This window comes from Winogradskyella epiphytica (assembly GCF_003217215.1).
In the GTDB taxonomy this organism is placed as follows: domain Bacteria; phylum Bacteroidota; class Bacteroidia; order Flavobacteriales; family Flavobacteriaceae; genus Winogradskyella; species Winogradskyella epiphytica.
In genome coordinates this window covers 343,909-360,620 of sequence record NZ_QJTD01000001.1, presented here as the reverse complement: position 1 = coordinate 360,620, position 16,712 = coordinate 343,909, and the positions used below count along the sequence as shown (strand labels likewise).

Here is a 16,712-nt window from a genome sequence, read left to right as displayed (position 1 = left end):
AATGTTATAATCAGTTGTCACTTCTAAGAAATAGTAATATAACTATTTCAAATAGGCTGAATACATCCAAACTAACTTCTCTTGTTCACGAATATAATCGCTCATCAGTGCATTTGTTCCCTCGTCTCCTGCATCTTCAGAAAGGTCTAAAAGTTCACGTTGAAGAGCAATAATAATTTTGAAGGATTCAAGTGTGTCTTCCATATCCTTAGTTCCGTCTGCAACTTCAGAACTTTCTTTGATATCAGCTTCTTTTAGGTAGTCTGAAAACTTGTGATTTGGCGTATGTCCAAGAGTTCTGATGCGTTCTGCGACTTCATCAATTTTTATGAATAAATCTTCGTAAAGTTCTTGGAATTTATCATGAAGTTCAAAGAATTTATCTCCTTTAATATTCCAATGATAGCCTCTCACATTTTGATAAAAGATTGAATAATCTGCTAAAAGTTCATTGAGTTTTTCTGCAAGTTTTTTGGATTTTGTTTCGTTCAATCCAATAGAATTTAATTTTCCCATGTCTAATGTTTTAAAATGATTAATTGTTATATATATGTTTATTCACGATATCTACCAGAATTTTTTCATCAGAAAGTCTGTTGTTTAGTAGCGTCGAAGCCTTTAATAATAATCTCATCTAATGATTAATACTAGTAAATAGTATTTTACCGGTAATTTATCACTCCTAATTAAAGCGATTACCTATGTAAAATTATTTAGATAGGCTGCTGTTCTAAACTTTGCAGCTCTGTTTGTTGTTCAGTAGGGTTTGAATGAATGGTATGTTTAAATAAACTAATGTCAGATTTTTTGATGCCTTTCGATTAAATGCCATTTATTCAAAAATGTTAAGCTCTAAAACAGCTCTTTCAAATATTTCATATTCGATTTTGCGGTATCGATTACATCAGCTACTTGGCCATTTAACATTAGTTTCCCCATACTTTTTGTAAAGCCTTTAATTTGGTCAAACTCAACTTTAGGTGGCATGGCCAAAGCATCGGGATCCGTAAAGATGTTGATTAAAGCAGGTCCATTGTGTGCAAAAGCTACTTCTAAGGTGCTTTGTACGTTCTCGCATTGATCTACATTCCAAGCTTTAATACCCATGGCTTCTGCCACTTTAGCAAAATCTGGATTTTTCATGTCTGTTTGCCAATCAGGATAACCGGCAACTAACATTTCCACTTTTACCATTCCTAGTGTTCGATTGTTAAAGATAATTATTTTAACGGGAATGTTGTATTGGCTAATAGTCATTAAATCGCCTAAAAGCATGCTAATACCACCATCGCCACAGAGTGCTATAACTTGTCGATCTGGTCGGGATAATCCTGCGCCAATAGCCATTGGCATAGCGTTAGCCATGGAGCCATGATTAAATGAACCCGTTAGGTATCGATTGCGTTTACCTTTGATATATCTTGCAGCCCAAACCGCAGACATCCCTGTATCAACTGTAAATATAGCATCATCAGTAGCTACGTCATCAATAACAGATGCCACAAATTCAGGATGAATATTCTTACCTTCTGATTTGGCCTGAACATAAGAGGCGTACTTTTCTTCTTGGTCATTATGCAATTCTCGCATGGCCTTTAAAAAATCATCGTCAGTTTTTCTATCTAATAGAGGAAGCAAGGCCTCTAAGGTGTCTTTAATTTTCCCTGCATAACCATAATCGACTTTTGCACGTCTGCCAATGCGTTCGGGTTTATCATCAATTTGAATAATAGTATTGTCTTCTGGTAAAAAGTCTGTATAAGGAAAGTCCGTACCTAATAAAATAAGCAAATCTGCTTCTTGCATCGCTTTAAATCCTGATTTACTTCCTAATAGTCCATTCAAACCTACAGCGAAAGGATTACTTATTTTATCAAAAAATATCTTTCCTCGAAAGCTATAACCCATAGGCGCATTGAGTTGTTCTGAAAGTTGCATTGCTTCGTCTTGTGCGTCCTTACATCCATAGCCGCAAAATAACATGACTTTTTTGTTCGTATTAATAACCTCTGCGAGTTCTTTCAATTCTTCCTTTCCTGGAATCAGTCTTGAATGGGTAGTGAAATTCTTATTGGCCGTCGTGATTTCAGTAACTTCAGATTCTGAGACATCGCCTGGTAAGCCTACTACCGCTACACCTCTATCTTGAATAGCATGTTGAATAGCTGATTGAAATGCGTTCGCCGCTTGCTCTGGTGTATTAGTCATTACGCAATATTTACTGCAATCGTCAAATAATTTAACGATATTAGTTTCTTGGAAATTATCCATCCCCAATTTATCGGTATTAATTGTGGTCGCAATAGCAATTACTGGATTTCCAGAACGGTTGGCATCGTACAGACCGTTGATTAAGTGCACATGACCTGGGCCACTGCTACCCATACAACAACCAATACCATCGAGTTCAGCATCCATAGATGCCGCATAGGCTCCCGCTTCTTCATGACGCACATGAATCCACTCCAACCTTCCATCACGTCTTACGGCATCATTAATAGGATTTAAACTGTCTCCGGTTACGGCATATAATCGTTTAACACCTGCATTGACTAAATTTTCTACGAGTAAATCTGCTACTTTTTTTGCCATATCTTCTTTAATTTTAATCTGTTTAATTTTTGAAAATGTTAATATGTCTAGGAGTACCTAAGACATATAAATTGTAAGTCTTCAATTTATAACTAAACGTCCTTATTCTTGAACTCAAATAATACAATCCTTGATTCCTTTCATAAAACATGCCATATCCCTTAAGTTTATTCAACCTAATACGAATGCGATTTCTAAATTAGGTGTCTCAATGAAACAACCTCAGCTTATACTTACAACTATGTTTCTTTATAGTAGTTAGTTGTAAACACCTATATTTTTTTTAAAAAAATTATTGAAGATGATATCATAAACTTAGGATTTACTCATCCACATAGAACCATTTTTTGTTGTTAATTTATCTAAAGCTCCTTGATCCGAAAGTTCATTTAAAAACGTTTCGCTTTCGCTTCTCGGTGTACCTGAAAGTTCAGAATACTCTTTAGCTGTGAGCGTCGGGTAGATAGCGAATAGATGCTCCCATGTTTTGCTGTATTCACTTTTTTCGGCATTCGGATTTAATTTTAGAATAGCCATTTCGTAAAAAGCATAAGGTCTGGTACCGTAAACGGTTTCTTGATTGCCTGCCTCATCAACAAAGAACATGGTTGGAAATCCTCTCACACCTAATTCTTGACCTAATTTTAAATCTTCCTTAAATAAGTCCTGCGCTTTTCCTTCAAAATCCGTTTTTAATTGCTTTAGGTCTAGTCCAACTTTTTCAGCTGTAATGGCCAAATTTTCCCATTTAGCCATATTTTTCTTTTCTAAAAACATCATTTCTCTCATTTCACGCATATACAAAATAGCTTTCTGCTTATCTTGTAGTTGAGCGGCTTTAAAAGCAATAGAGGAAGGGTAAGATGAATCCATAGGGTCTTCTAACCAAAGGTCACCATCTATAGGCATATCGTAGTGAACACTCACTTCATCCCAATGACTAGCAACATCGGCAGGAGAACTTATTCCGCCGCTATTATAACTCCAGTCCGGTAATAAACCACCCATTCTATAGTCGATTTCCACAGCATCTCCATACTCTAATTTGAGTTTGCGTAGTTGCGGTTCGATTCCCCAACATGAAGAACAGATAGGGTCTGTATAATAAATGATTTTAATGGATTTTTTATCCGAAGAAACTTTGTTTGTAGAAGTGCTTTCAGAGGTCGTATCTGTAGTTTCACACATTCCAGTTTCTATATCGCATATCAGCGGATTGTTTTTTGATGTTTCGTTATTCATAATTTTATTTTTTTATCTCTTCAGAAGTGGCAAATTCTTCCATTCTGGTAATTAAATTGTTTTCTACGGTATAAATCTGAACCCATTTTTGCTTTAATTCTCTTCCCGATCGTTTTACTCTTTGATGTTCTTTTCCTAAGACAACCACCATATTTCCTTCAACAATATACTGAAGTGGTTCAAAATTGATGATTTCAGTGCGTTCCATGATATTATTATAAAAGGCTCTTACACCTTCTTTCTTTTCAAAGCTCCCTTTCGGGATTATTTGTGTGCCATGGTAAATCCATACCGTATCATCTGAAACCGTTGCTACAAATGCATCGGCATCACCGCTACTAAATGCAGTAAACATGTTTTCTACAACCTCTCTCGCTGAATTTTTCATGGATTTATTGTTTTGCAAACTGTAAGTGAATCACAATGTTGACGTCTTTTCCAACTCCAGCAGCTGTTGGGTCAAAATCAATATGATAATCAAATCTATTGATGGTGGTTTTAGCTTTCATACCTAATTTTTCACCTTGATCACTTTTTACTGTTCCACCGTAATACACATCAAAAATCACCTCTTTTGTGACATCTTTAATGGTTAATTCACCATATAATAAATAATGATCAGGTTTACCCGTAGCGAAAATTTTAGAGCTTTTAAAGGTCATTTCTGGATAGGTGTCGACTTCAAAAAAGTCGGCGCTTCTCAAATGTTTGTCTCTGTCTTCAACATTGGTGTTAATACTTTTTACTTGTACCGTAAAATTAAACTGAGCATCAGTAAGAGCTTCCTCACCTTTTGTTAAATTTCCAGTGTATTCTAAAAACTTCCCATTTACTAAACTAATCCCTGAATGAGATATATTAAAATTTAATGACGAATGATACGGGTCTACCTTCCATTCGGTTTGTGCATATGAACTTACCGTCAGTAAAATCAGCGCTAAAATTGACATAATTTTTTTCATGATATTTAAGTTTTTAAATGTTAATAATTCTATTCGTTGTCATGTTCGAATCGTCCTTATGAACTATCCTTTTAAGTTAAGGCTTTTTTTGCAAAAAATGAAATGATTATGCCCGGGACAGATAAGGCAATGGCTAAATATATTAGGCTTGAAGGCGCGTATATACCGAGTAACAAACCTCCTGCCGATGAAGCAATCATAATCGATAAGTTAAAGACCGAAGACTGAACGGATGTTGCAACGTCTTTGGCGGTTTCAACCTGTCTGCTTACCGCTGCTTGTAACAAAGTTACTAAAGGCCCAAAAGAAACTCCCCATAAAAAGAAGGCGAAATGTCCCATACCTGTTGTACCTCCGGATAGGAGAAAAATAACCATGGATATAATAATCAATCCAAACATAGCTATGGTTAATAATCTTAAGTATTTGTCGGTATATTTAATGGCTATTAAGACCGAAATCAAAGAGCCTATTCCGAAAAATAGTAAGGCACTTTCTACACCTCCAGCAAGCTGAATCTCTTCAACAAGACTGGTGATATATACATAAACACCATAATGCGCAACAACACCCAGAAGGGTAAGCAGAAGTATAATTAGGACTTCAGGTATTTTTAATAAGGCGAAAGGTGATGAGCTTTTGGTGAGCTTTTCTCCTGGTGTTGAAGGTAAAGCAAAGAAACTAACTAAGGCGATAAGAATAATAAAAACTCCAAGTCCTATAAACTCTGTTCGCCATCCATAATCATTTCCAATAGTCGTCATGATAGGCATTCCAACACTAATGCCCAAGGTGGTTCCGGCCATAATTACAGCAATGGCTTTACCGTGGTGTTCTTCACTTACTAATCGCATACCATAGGCTGCAATCATTGGCCACATCACCCAATAAGAGTAGTAAAAGATACTTTCGGTTGAATTGCATGGTTAATGAAATCAGTGGAATAGCAAATATTGCTGAAGCTATGGCGTAGTAACCTACTAGATTTCCGGTTTGTACTTCACTAATATTAAGATCGTCCATCATTAACGGTAAAACCCCTGATGGCATAAGCTCAGAGAGAATCCCAACAAAAGTCACCGACGACATCAATATCATAATCAACCACGGAAAACTACTTTTTACTTGTTCCGTAATATTTTTTTTGCTCATAGTTATTTATTGTTTGTAAGGGTTCAATTTGTTGCTTGATTCAGAATTAAAACTCCGTTTCTCGGCCCACTAATTTCCATCCGGCATGTGTGACTTCCAATTTCATGATTAGATTAGTCACTAAATTTTCTAAAAGGTTTTCCTGCTCACCAATAGTAGCGACTTCAACTTTAATTTGAACCTCTTTCGGATTGTTTTCCGACAGATTTCTATTAATAGAACGTAGTAATAACTGATCATTCGTTTCAATATGGTTTAATAACCAAAATCGAACGTTGGACTCTGTATTCAAAGCACATTCAATAGAGACTTGATAGTAGGTTTCTTTAACTTCAGTTTTACGATAGGCTGAAAGTTTTGATAGTCGTAAACTTATAGGTCGTAGAATGATATGCGACAAGACTACGGCTGTAGTCGTAATGACTGCTTCCACTAGAAACCCCATTCCAGCTAATGTTCCAACCGCTGCAGAACACCAAATTGTCGCTGCAGTATTTAGCCCTCTCACATCGAAGCCATCTTTCATAATCACACCAGCGCCTATAAAACCAATACCTGTCACAATCTGTGCCGTTACCCTGCTTGGATCACCGCCAGTTAGACTGTGAAGATCTATAGATAATAATACAAATGAGGCTGCACCAATAGCAACTAAGGTATTGGTTCGGAGTCCAGCGTTCTTTTGTCGCCACTGTCTCTCAAAACCAATGAAACCACCTAAGAAAAATGCGATACCAATACGTAAAATATATTCTGTTATTTCTACAAATCCATCCATAAAAATAATAGGATTAAAGTCTTATTGTTGCAACCTCAAATGTTAGTTTATTTATAAGTTTAAAGGAATATCATATGCTGGTTCTTTACGACGGAAAAGAAAATCTCCGTTACGTACAGAGGCTAACACATCCACTCTTTTACGAATGGCTTCATAAACGGAGGACTCGTTAAGAACAATGAAGTTAGCAGCTTTTCCAACCTCTAGGCCGTAGCTGTCTTGTATATTCAAACAACGTGCGCCATTGTAGGTAATTAAATCGAAATTGGTTTTTACATCTTCCGAAGACATAATCTGCGCTAAGTGGATACCATTATCCAAAATATTCATCATATTTCCGTTCCCCATTGGGTACCATGGATCGTTAATAGAATCTTGTGCAAAAGCCACATTAATACCGTACTCTAAAAATTCTTTCACTCTCGTTAAGCCACGACGTTTTGGATAGGTGTCTTGTCGACCTTGTAAATAAGCATTCTCTGTTGGACAAGCAATAAAGTTCATCTTAGTCTTTTGGAAGATATCTAGCATTCTAAAGGCATAGGAGTCGTCTGCCGAACCAAAAGAACAGGTGTGACTTGCTGTGGTTCTAGTCCCATAATCTTCCATATACACAAGCGCATTTAATAGTTCTACAAATCGTGAATGCGGATCATCGGTTTCGTCACAGTGCACATCGATCATTTTATCGTATTTTAAAGCCAATTTTACGATATCGTGAACCGATTTTTCTCCAAACTCTCTCGCTGGCTCGTAATGCGGAATGCCGCCTACAACATCGGCACCCATTTTAAGAGCTTCTTCTACGAGTTCCAGACCGCCTTTATACATATACATGCCCTCTTGAGGGAAAGCGACAATCTGAATGTCCACAGTATCTTTTAGATCTTCTTTCATTTCCAACATGGCTTTTAAGGCGGTGAAGTTTGGATCTGTAACATCTACATGCGTACGAATGTGCTGTACACCCTGAGATACTTCGTTTTTAATACCTTTCATTGCCAATCGTTTTACACTTTCTACCGTTAGTGTTTCTTTGAATTTTGGCCATAATTCGATAGCTTCAAATAGGGTTCCGGAGCCAGCACCCTCTTGCCCTAATTCTGATAAAGTATATACGTAATCTAAATGTAGATGTGGATCGACATAAGGTGGCAGAACTAACTTTCCGCCAAGATCGATTTCTTCATCACATTTAGGTAAATTCGTTCCAATTTGTGTGATTTTCCCATTTTCAACAATCATTTCTGTTGCTGCATCATTGCGATAAATTTTCGCATTAAAAAACTTCTTCTTCATATGAGATAAATTTTAAGTGAATATTAGACAAAACAATAATTATAGCTATTCGATCTTTGTTCGAAATAGCTGTTTGTAAAACAATAAGTAGATGTGAATAGTTTGAAACCTGATTTTTCAAGGCCAACTTACAATATAAGCTTATTTAATCATATCTCTATGAGTGTTGTGAGTTATTTAACTATTGGTCAGTTGTTTAGTGTGCATTTGTGTGCACCCATTTTTCGAAAGCTTCCATAAAACTTGTTAAAAAGTCTTTTGTAGAATCGTTAGTAAGTTGTCCTTCCTCATTAAAAAGTTCGGCAACGCCACCAATATAAGCTTCTGGTTGCGCCATTGCAGGTACGTTTAAGAAAGTTAGTGACTGTCTTAAATGATGATTTGCACCAAAGCCACTGATACTTCCTGTGGAAACACTTACTACAGCACCAGGCTTTCCATCCCAGCAGCTTTTACCCGGAGGGCGAGAACCTACGTCTAATGCATTCTTAAGGACACCAGGAACTGATCGATTGTATTCTGGTGTGAGAAAGAGTAGGGCATCTACAGCTCTTACTTTATCTCTTAGCTTCACCCACTCCTTCGGCGGATTGGCTTCTAAGTCTTGGTTGTACATAGGTATATCAGCGATATCAATTAAATCAAAGGATAGAGATTTTGGCGCTATATCCATTAGGACCTTCGCTGTTTTAAGATTAAAAGATTCTTTTCGCAAGCTTCCTACGATAACTGCAATTTTATAATTTTTCATAAATTTTGAATTAAGTTTAAAATAGAGTTAAAAAAAACACCATAAATTTTTGATTGACTTAAATTTATGGCATTTCTTTATTGTTAAAATAATATTATTATCCGTTAGTAGGTCTTGGCGCCCATTTATCATAAGGTGTCATATCGAAGTTATTCACTTCATCCATAGTTAATCCTAATGCTTTTGCAACACCTTCTCCGTATTCCGAATCGGCTTTATAACAGTTTCTTATATGACGTATCTGAATAAACTTTTCTGCACCACCAACTTGAGATGCAGTGTTTTTAAATAGGACGTCTGCTTTGCCATCGGCTTTAATAATGCGGAATAAATCACCAGGCTGTGTGTAGTAATCTTGATCATCATCTCTAAAGTTATGAGCGTAAGCACTACCTTCTAATTCTAAAGGCGGTTCTTTAGCCTCTGGTTGTTCTTGCCATAAGCCATAACTATTAGGATTGTAATGTTTGGTACCACCGTGATTGCCATCTACACGCATAGTTCCATCTCTGTGATTAGAATGATACGGACAAGTTGGTTTGTTTACAGGAATTTGATAATGATTCACTCCTAAACGGTAACGTTGGGCATCGCCATAAGAGAATAATCGACCTTGAAGCATTTTGTCTGGAGAGAACCCGATTCCTGGAACAATATTGGTTGGATTAAAGGCAGCTTGCTCTACATCTTGGAAATAGTTCTCAGGATTTTTATTCAATTCAAACTCACCAACAGGAATTAAAGGAAAGTCCTTTTTAGACCATACTTTAGTTAAATCGAAAGGGTGGAAGCGGTAGGTTTTTGCCTGTTCTTCCGTCATGACTTGAATGTACATTTTCCATTTAGGGAAATCTTTTCTTTCGATAGCATCAAACAAATCGCGTTGCGAAGATTCTCTGTCCATTCCCACAACTTTCATGGCTTCTTCGTCAGATAAGTTTTCAATACCTTGTTGCGTCACGAAGTGAAATTTTACCCAATGCCTTACATTGTCTTTATTAATAAGACTGTAAGTATGGCTACCAAATCCGTGCATGTGACGGTAACCTTTTGGAATACCGCGATCACTCATTGTTATAGTCACTTGGTGCAAGGACTCAGGAAGTAGGGTCCAGAAATCCCAATTATTATTTGCGCTACGCAAGTTGGTTTTAGGATCGCGTTTAACAGCACGGTTTAAATCTGGGAATTTCATCGGGTCACGGAAGAAAAATACAGGTGTATTATTTCCTACTAAATCCCAAATACCTTCATCGGTATAAAACTTTAGTGCAAATCCGCGAATGTCTCTTTCGGCATCTGCGGCACCACGTTCTCCGGCCACCGTAGAAAATCGGCTAAACATTTTAGTTTGCTTTCCAACTTTACTAAAGATATCGGCTTTAGAATATTTTGAAATATCATGTGTTACTGTAAATGTTCCAAAAGCTCCAGAGCCTTTCGCGTGCATACGTCTTTCCGGTATAACCTCTCTATCGAAGTTTGCCATTTTTTCAAGAAACCAAGCATCCTGCATTAATAGTGGACCACGAGGTCCCGCCGTTTGTACGTTTTGGTTATCTCCAACCGGAGCACCGGTCTGTCTAGTAAGTTTTGGCTTTTTATCGTCCATAATTATGATTGTTTATATTTGATTAATTAAGTCCTTGAAGGTACAATAATTTTAAGACATTTAAAATGCTATTAACCAATATTGGGTTGTGAACTCACTATGTCAATCAGTAAATTTACAGTAAGGAAGTAACCCTTATTTAACAAAAAAAAGAGCTTCTTGCTTAAGAAACTCTTTTCAATTTTTGAATATGTAATGAAGAACTACAACTTAACCAATTTAGTCGTTAGTATTTGGTTAGTTTGGTTTTTAGCTTTTATCATATACACTCCTGGTTTTAATGTTGACACATCAAGAGTATCGGTTCTTGTGAAATCTCCAGTATAGGTTTTTATTAGTTTTCCTGTTAGATCATAAATTTCAACATTGGTAACATTCACATTAATGCTAAATGAGGTTTGTGATGGATTAGGATAAATACTTAAACTTGGAGACACCCGGTCTTCGATACCCATAGTATGAGGTTGATTTCCTAAAATTCTAAATTGTCCAGCGGGAATTGTAATAGCTGCTGTGGAATTACTAACTGTAGTATTACCTGTTGGATCCATCAGATCGTACCAAGTTGTTGCAACTCCACTTGGAAAATTAGTATTAACGGTTTGCGCAACAACATCAAAATTTGAAAGTATAATAACGTTATTTAAAGAAGATGTTGGCAATGTATTGTCAAACACATCAATTCTCGGTGTGAGATTTCCTGAAGTTATCGTATAATCACCTTTAAAAACAGGCTCTTCAATTTTAAGCTGGTGTAGCTTAGACCAATCCTCATAAATTTGCCCTCTTAGTGCATCGGTTAACCAATTATCTGTCCATTGTGGTTGAGGTTTCGTATCTAATTTACAATCGCCATTTCCATCGGCATTTCCAGGGAAATTTGTTGTTCCATTGTTACAGGTAAAGATGGAGTTATCCATGCCTAGTTCTCCAAAATGCCATATCATTTTTGGACCAGGAACCATAACAGACATGGCGCCTAAAGCCGACATTCTAGAAAGTGCGATGTTTGGATCTTGTACGTTATGAGCAGTATTACTGCTATTTCCATAGGCCAAGTTTCTGTACATTAATCGTTCTTCATCATGGCTTTCTGCGTAACCTATAACTCTTGGTCCATTAAAACCAGCATGAGCTTTATGTCCCATTCTGTCGATGTTTTTATTTCCAGATTGTGCCATTGTAAGTTCGTTATAGGAAGAATTCATAATACCCCACATCATAATTCCTTTGCCTTCTTCTAAGCGGTAATTTGCCCATTCTTTTTCTTCATTATCTGAACCTAAATGCTCAAAAATAACGTAGTGGTTAGGATCAATGGACCAAGAGTGATCGGCGTATTCTTTTAGTACATCCACTCGGTCTTGTTGGTACGATCCTGTACAACCTTCATTTCCGTCGTACGTGCCATTACCACAATTCTGTGTGAACCCCTTGGTTAAATCCCAACGGAAACCATCAATTTTAAATTCTTCAATCCAATAGCTCACCACTTGTTTCACATATTCTTTAGTGTGCTCTGAACTATGATCAAAATCATTACCAACATTATAAGAGTGAGTTGGGAATACATTGAAATATGGATTGTCTTCTGAAGGACCTCCCCAACCATCACCATCTGGATCGTCCATCCACATTCTTACCATAGGGTTTCTTCCAAATGCATGATTAAAAGCTACGTCTAAGATGACCGCTATACCATTTTGATGACAGACATCTACTAATTCTTTAAACTTCTCTTTAGTGCCATAAAACTTATCTAAAGCCATATGAAATGAAGTGTTATATCCCCAGCTTTCATTACCTTCAAATTCCATGATTGGCATGAGTTCAATCGCGTTAATATTTAAATTTTTAAAATAATCGATTCTGTCTATGATATTTTGAAAGTTTCTATCAGCGTCAAAATCTCTAATCAATACTTCATAGACGATTAAGTCTTCTTTCTCTGGTTTTGAAAAGTTAGGTACTTCCCAATTATATGGCGATTGTCCGGTTTGTAAAACGGTAACTTCACGCTCTTGGCCTTCAGGATATGAAGGTAGGTTAGGGTAACTTGATTCTGGAATGTATGGATCGTCAAAAGGAGATAAAACTAAGGTTGAAAAAGGATCCGCTACTTTTACTAATTTAGGTGAATTGGGAACAGGAGTCATGTCTCCAACCCAATATTGAAAAGTTTCAATTTGCTGAGCTGTTAATCCAGTTAATTCTAACCAAAACTTATTATCAGTTATGTTCTTTTTCATGGCATAAACACTTGAAGGACTCCAATTGTTGAAACTTCCAGCGACATATACAAAGTCTTTTCCAGGGGCATTTAAAACTAAAGTTGCTTTTGTAGGATCTGAGGAATTATAGTTAATTCCATTTTTTAATCCGGCAGGCAAGTCTTCATTTATTGTATTGTTTACAATGATTAAAAAAGTTTTTGAAACACTTATACCATTTTGAGTAACGACTAGTTCACAAGATTGATTTTCGGTGAGATTAGAAAATAAATAACCGTTGTAAAATGTGGTATTGTTTTGTGTATGCACACTCACGCCATTGGCAAATAATTCATAATTAGCCGGGCCATTGGTATTCTGAGCTAATATCTGGGTGTTTGCACCATTGTCCACCACAATTATACCATTAGCACTAGGGGAAGGGTTAATCATGGTTACTTGGAAAGCACCAATATTAAAAACAAAATTGGAGCAACCAGAGGCTTTTAACTCTTGATTACCTGCTGCATTTCTAAATACCATTCCCATTTTAGTCACCTGACTTTCTTGGGTAGACGTTAAGTTGAAGTAGGTGTTTGGGGTAAGTGTTATACTCCATGTGCCATCGCCATTATTTGTCATTTCTCCTACACCGTCATCTTGACCCCAATTTCCAACTACAGAAACTCCATATTCATCAGAGTCCGTTCCTACACCTAAATGAGCGTAAACTTTTGAAGGGTTGCTTATACCATTACAGTCCGAGTCATTGCTATTAATGTCCACTGTAATTGTTACAGGTTGATTAATAAGTATTGGGCTTGGATTTGTGCTTACTTGAGCCGCTACGAAAAGGGGTAGGAGCAGTATGAATTTGAGTAGTGAAGTTTTCATAATGTGGATTTTTATTAAAGGTAATGGCTTAACCGTTTAAAACAAAAAAGGTTGCGTTCTAAAACCACAACCTTTTTGTTATTTAAATGAGATAGATAATTGTATCTATTTTGTGTTTACTCTAAAGTAATGGTTAAAGCTACGGTATCTATAGTAATAAAATAAGTACCTGTAGTTCCTGTGAATGCGAAGTTGCTATCATCATCTTCAGCATTTACAAGGGTTTCACTAAAAGTATAACCAGCATCTGCAAAATATGGGAAGTTTTGACCAGATGCCCAATCACCTTCAGTAGTAAAGAATCTGAAGTTGTTTTCAGTACCATCTATATTTTGAAGGTTAATACTACCAGAGTATACGCCTTCACCTGTACAAGCTAATTTTACTGGTGAGTTCCATCCCCATCCAGCATCTGTTGCACCAGCACCTAAAACCCATAATTGGTCAAATTCACAGTTTCCAGTAGATTGCGGGTCACCAATTGTAATGGTTTTCTCAACGGTATTAACGACTAAACTATAGAAACCTGTTTCTCCGATGAATCTAAAGTTGTTGTCTTCATCTAATGCATCTTCAAAATTCTCATCAATAGTATAACCTTCTTCAACATAGTGAGGGAAATTTAAACCAGAATCCCAATCGCCTTCAGAAGTAAAGAATCTAAAAGACTCAGAATTTAATAAATTAACGTTCCAAGAGTAAATACCATTTCCAGTACATGGAAGGCTAACAGGAGTCGTCCAACCCCAACCTGCATCAGGTAAACCTGCACCTACAGCCCATAATTGATCTAATTCACACACAGCGCCTTCTTCACCCGTACTTTCTGGAAGCACTAAAGTTAAAGCTTGTGAAGGAGAGATCATTTCAATTGAAGAATCTGCACCAACTGATGCTCTTAATCTAAAATAAACACTACCCGTATTAGGAATATCTACAGTTTCAGGATCATTGTCTAAACCAGCTTCAGCTGCGAATTGAAGTAAATCTCCAATAGTCACTGCATATTCATTTTGACTAGTTGTTCCAACAACCTCCATGTCTGAAAAATCCCCAGTTATCGATTTTTGTAACTCGTAGTTCACGTTTGTTGGTGTTTCAAAATTTGCATCTGACCAGGTAAAACGCTCTCCTAAATTACTAGAAGCCGAAGGAATTAATATATACTCTGCTAAGAATGAATTTGAAAATGATAATTCACCACTAGGTTGAGCTATGTAAGTTAAGCTATCATCACTCTCGCAAGAATTAAAGCTAACTGCAGCCAAAAGCATTAATGCTAAAAGTTTTAGTGTTTTCATTGTTTTAATGTTTTTATTAATATCCTTCATTTTGAATTAAATTAGGGTTAGTTGAAATTGTATTTGTTGGTATTGGGAAAATGTTTCTGAATGAACTTGTAGAAGTTCCATTTGGCTGATTGCCTTTAAATGGCCATAAGTACGTTTCTGTTGTAAAACGATCGTATCGAATTAAATCAGTACGTCTTTGACCTTCCCAATATAATTCTCTAGAACGCTCATCTAAAACGAAATCTAAATCAAGATCTGAGGCTGTAATATTTCCAGAAGCATCACCGAAAGCTCTCTCTCTTAATTCGTTTATTTTAGAAACTGCAGTTCCGATGTCTCCACCACCACCTCTTAGGTTAGCTTCAGCATAGTTTAAATAAATTTCAGCTAAACGAATAATAGGTAAGTCTGTATCTACGAAATCTCCAGTACTATCATTTCCTGGGTTACCGTTAGAATCAATATTTTTAAATTTAGTTACAGCATATCCTTGGTTAAAAGGAGGGATACTTTCAATTTCTAAACTTTGACCATCGGTATAGAACATACCTCTTTTATCACCTGAAGCAACCACTTCTTCTAAATAATAAGTAAGGTTGTCTAAGTCTAAAGTGATTAAGTAAGTTCCAGCCGTTACAGCGATGTTATCACCGCCAGCTTCGAGCGAACCGTCAGCATCAGTGTCACCATAATTAACACCCCAATCTTCATTAAATCTGAATTTCATGAAACCATCGTTTAATTCAGCATATAGCGCATATTGGTTAGAAGCGATTTCATACATTTCCATATCTGGACCATCCCAAGAATTTTCTGTTGCATCTCCAACTAATCCCCAGTCAGATAGTGTTCCTCCTAAGCTATTATTTAAAGAGGCTAAGTCAATTGCTCCCGTTTCAAACTTTTCTACAAGTGCTTTAGTGGTTCTGTAGCCACCCCAACCACCGTTAATACCTAAACTTGTTGGGTCCATTGTTCCACCGGTAGCACCATGAACTAAGAAAGTTGATCCACCGTAAGTTTGAGATTGAATTCCGTCAAAATTAAGAGCGAATATAAATTCGTTTTGAGCGCCATTAGAATTATTATCGGCTAAGAATAATTCATCATAAGCCGTTCCGTTTCCGTTGGCATCATTCATATTGATCACGTAAGATGAATTCATGACGTTATTAGAGTACGTAATACAGTCAGCATAACGAGGCGTTCCTGTCCATACTTCAGCATTCAAATATAATTTTGAAAGTAATGCCCAAGCCGCTACTTTATCTACACGACCATATTCGTTTGAGTCTAATAATAAATCTTGAATTTCTAATAGTTCAGACTCAACAAAGTCAAATAATTCTGCTCTATTACTTTGTGAAGGCAAGTCTGTAGTAATTTGAGTGACTAAAGGAACGTTCGCGTAAAAGTCAATTAAATTATAATAAGCAAAAGCTCTTAAGAATCTGGCTTCAGCAATAAAAGTCTGTGCTTCGGCATCTGCTAATAAAGAGGCATTTTGAATAAAGGCATTTGTGAAAGATACCTCTTGAGCTAAACGAAGGTACATGGCTCCTGTAAAGTCATTTCCAGCCGACCAATATAAACCGTGCATATCTGGCAATCCTGGATCTCCCCAACCTACTACCGCGTGATCTGTAGTTAATTCGTTTAGGTTAAATAACATTCTAGTGTACTGAGAGAAACCTTGATCGATATCTGGAATATCTGCAGCACCTGCATCTCCACCATTTTGTCCCGTTAATGCTAAACTCGCATATAGCTTTGCTAATGCACCTTTTGCTTCAGTAACATTTGCAAAAACATCTTGTTCAGTGAAACTATCTGGATCAATTGGATTTTGATCTAAATCATCATGACAAGCAGTCATAAATAATGAGATAGTTACAATAAAAATAATTTGGTTAATTCTATTTTTCATA

At 36.6% G+C, this 16,712-nt stretch carries 14 protein-coding genes; all 14 read right to left on the bottom strand.

The window, feature by feature from the left end; genetic code table 11:
* Positions 1-42: 42 nt before the first annotated feature.
* The 14 genes from DFQ11_RS01525 to DFQ11_RS01465 all read right to left on the bottom strand — a co-directional run bounded on the left by DFQ11_RS01525 (position 43) and on the right by DFQ11_RS01465 (position 16,711).
* Positions 43-516, bottom strand: coding sequence for a Dps family protein (locus DFQ11_RS01525; protein ID WP_110473869.1), 474 nt, complete (start codon positions 514-516; stop codon positions 43-45).
* Between the two features lie 336 nt (positions 517-852).
* Positions 853-2,592, bottom strand: a complete 1,740-nt coding sequence (locus DFQ11_RS01520; protein ID WP_110473868.1) for a thiamine pyrophosphate-dependent enzyme — start codon at positions 2,590-2,592, stop codon at positions 853-855.
* A 315-nt stretch (positions 2,593-2,907) separates the two neighbouring features.
* On the bottom strand, positions 2,908-3,834 hold the full coding sequence (locus tag DFQ11_RS01515; protein ID WP_110473867.1) for a DsbA family protein: 927 nt from the start codon (positions 3,832-3,834) through the stop codon (positions 2,908-2,910).
* Between the two features lie 4 nt (positions 3,835-3,838).
* Positions 3,839-4,222 carry a nuclear transport factor 2 family protein gene (locus DFQ11_RS01510; RefSeq protein WP_110473866.1) on the bottom strand — a complete coding sequence of 128 codons (384 nt, stop codon included), beginning with the start codon at positions 4,220-4,222 and terminating at the stop codon, positions 3,839-3,841.
* A 4-nt stretch (positions 4,223-4,226) separates the two neighbouring features.
* Positions 4,227-4,796 (bottom strand): YceI family protein, encoded by a 570-nt coding sequence (locus tag DFQ11_RS01505; RefSeq protein WP_110473865.1) that lies wholly within the window; start codon positions 4,794-4,796, stop codon positions 4,227-4,229.
* A gap of 71 nt (positions 4,797-4,867) precedes the next feature.
* A complete protein-coding gene (locus DFQ11_RS01500; protein ID WP_199446461.1) occupies positions 4,868-5,650 on the bottom strand; it encodes an MFS transporter in 783 nt (260 codons plus the stop codon).
* Positions 5,634-5,948, bottom strand: coding sequence for an MFS transporter (locus tag DFQ11_RS15235; protein WP_199446460.1), 315 nt, complete (start codon positions 5,946-5,948; stop codon positions 5,634-5,636). The genes DFQ11_RS01500 and DFQ11_RS15235 overlap by 17 nt, the downstream gene beginning before the upstream one ends.
* Positions 5,949-5,994: 46 nt before the next feature.
* The gene (locus DFQ11_RS01495; protein WP_110473864.1) at positions 5,995-6,726 is read right to left on the bottom strand and encodes an MgtC/SapB family protein; all 732 of its coding nucleotides are present in this window, start codon (positions 6,724-6,726) and stop codon (positions 5,995-5,997) included.
* Positions 6,727-6,777: 51 nt separating this feature from the next.
* On the bottom strand, positions 6,778-8,025 hold the full coding sequence (locus tag DFQ11_RS01490) for an amidohydrolase family protein (RefSeq protein WP_110473863.1): 1,248 nt from the start codon (positions 8,023-8,025) through the stop codon (positions 6,778-6,780).
* Positions 8,026-8,221: 196 nt separating this feature from the next.
* Positions 8,222-8,776, bottom strand: a complete 555-nt coding sequence (locus DFQ11_RS01485) for an NADPH-dependent FMN reductase (protein WP_110473862.1) — start codon at positions 8,774-8,776, stop codon at positions 8,222-8,224.
* A gap of 97 nt (positions 8,777-8,873) precedes the next feature.
* Complete coding sequence (locus tag DFQ11_RS01480) at positions 8,874-10,388, bottom strand: catalase (RefSeq protein WP_110473861.1); 1,515 nt, start codon at positions 10,386-10,388, stop codon at positions 8,874-8,876.
* A 203-nt stretch (positions 10,389-10,591) separates the two neighbouring features.
* Positions 10,592-13,492 carry an alpha-amylase family glycosyl hydrolase gene (locus DFQ11_RS01475; RefSeq protein ID WP_110473860.1) on the bottom strand — a complete coding sequence of 967 codons (2,901 nt, stop codon included), beginning with the start codon at positions 13,490-13,492 and terminating at the stop codon, positions 10,592-10,594.
* A gap of 116 nt (positions 13,493-13,608) precedes the next feature.
* Complete coding sequence (locus DFQ11_RS01470; protein WP_158524973.1) at positions 13,609-14,793, bottom strand: SusE domain-containing protein; 1,185 nt, start codon at positions 14,791-14,793, stop codon at positions 13,609-13,611.
* A 16-nt stretch (positions 14,794-14,809) separates the two neighbouring features.
* The gene (locus tag DFQ11_RS01465) at positions 14,810-16,711 is read right to left on the bottom strand and encodes a RagB/SusD family nutrient uptake outer membrane protein (protein ID WP_110473858.1); all 1,902 of its coding nucleotides are present in this window, start codon (positions 16,709-16,711) and stop codon (positions 14,810-14,812) included.
* Position 16,712: the final 1 nt, after the last annotated feature.

Excerpts from the sequence above, each read along its gene's own strand:
- DFQ11_RS01510 (WP_110473866.1), bottom strand. The coding sequence starts at position 4,222 with ATGAAAAATTCAGCGAGAGAGGTTGTAGAAAACATGTTTACTGCATTT.
- DFQ11_RS01500 (WP_199446461.1), bottom strand. The coding sequence starts at position 5,650 with ATGCGATTAGTAAGTGAAGAACACCACGGTAAAGCCATTGCTGTAATT.
- DFQ11_RS01520 (WP_110473868.1), bottom strand. The coding sequence starts at position 2,592 with ATGGCAAAAAAAGTAGCAGATTTACTCGTAGAAAATTTAGTCAATGCA.
- DFQ11_RS01465 (WP_110473858.1), bottom strand. The coding sequence starts at position 16,711 with ATGAAAAATAGAATTAACCAAATTATTTTTATTGTAACTATCTCATTA.
- DFQ11_RS01490 (WP_110473863.1), bottom strand. The coding sequence starts at position 8,025 with ATGAAGAAGAAGTTTTTTAATGCGAAAATTTATCGCAATGATGCAGCA.
- DFQ11_RS01505 (WP_110473865.1), bottom strand. The coding sequence starts at position 4,796 with ATGAAAAAAATTATGTCAATTTTAGCGCTGATTTTACTGACGGTAAGT.
- DFQ11_RS15235 (WP_199446460.1), bottom strand. The coding sequence starts at position 5,948 with ATGAGCAAAAAAAATATTACGGAACAAGTAAAAAGTAGTTTTCCGTGG.
- DFQ11_RS01475 (WP_110473860.1), bottom strand. The coding sequence starts at position 13,492 with ATGAAAACTTCACTACTCAAATTCATACTGCTCCTACCCCTTTTCGTA.
- DFQ11_RS01525 (WP_110473869.1), bottom strand. The coding sequence starts at position 516 with ATGGGAAAATTAAATTCTATTGGATTGAACGAAACAAAATCCAAAAAA.
- DFQ11_RS01515 (WP_110473867.1), bottom strand. The coding sequence starts at position 3,834 with ATGAATAACGAAACATCAAAAAACAATCCGCTGATATGCGATATAGAA.
- DFQ11_RS01480 (WP_110473861.1), bottom strand. The coding sequence starts at position 10,388 with ATGGACGATAAAAAGCCAAAACTTACTAGACAGACCGGTGCTCCGGTT.
- DFQ11_RS01470 (WP_158524973.1), bottom strand. The coding sequence starts at position 14,793 with ATGAAAACACTAAAACTTTTAGCATTAATGCTTTTGGCTGCAGTTAGC.
- DFQ11_RS01495 (WP_110473864.1), bottom strand. The coding sequence starts at position 6,726 with ATGGATGGATTTGTAGAAATAACAGAATATATTTTACGTATTGGTATC.
- DFQ11_RS01485 (WP_110473862.1), bottom strand. The coding sequence starts at position 8,776 with ATGAAAAATTATAAAATTGCAGTTATCGTAGGAAGCTTGCGAAAAGAA.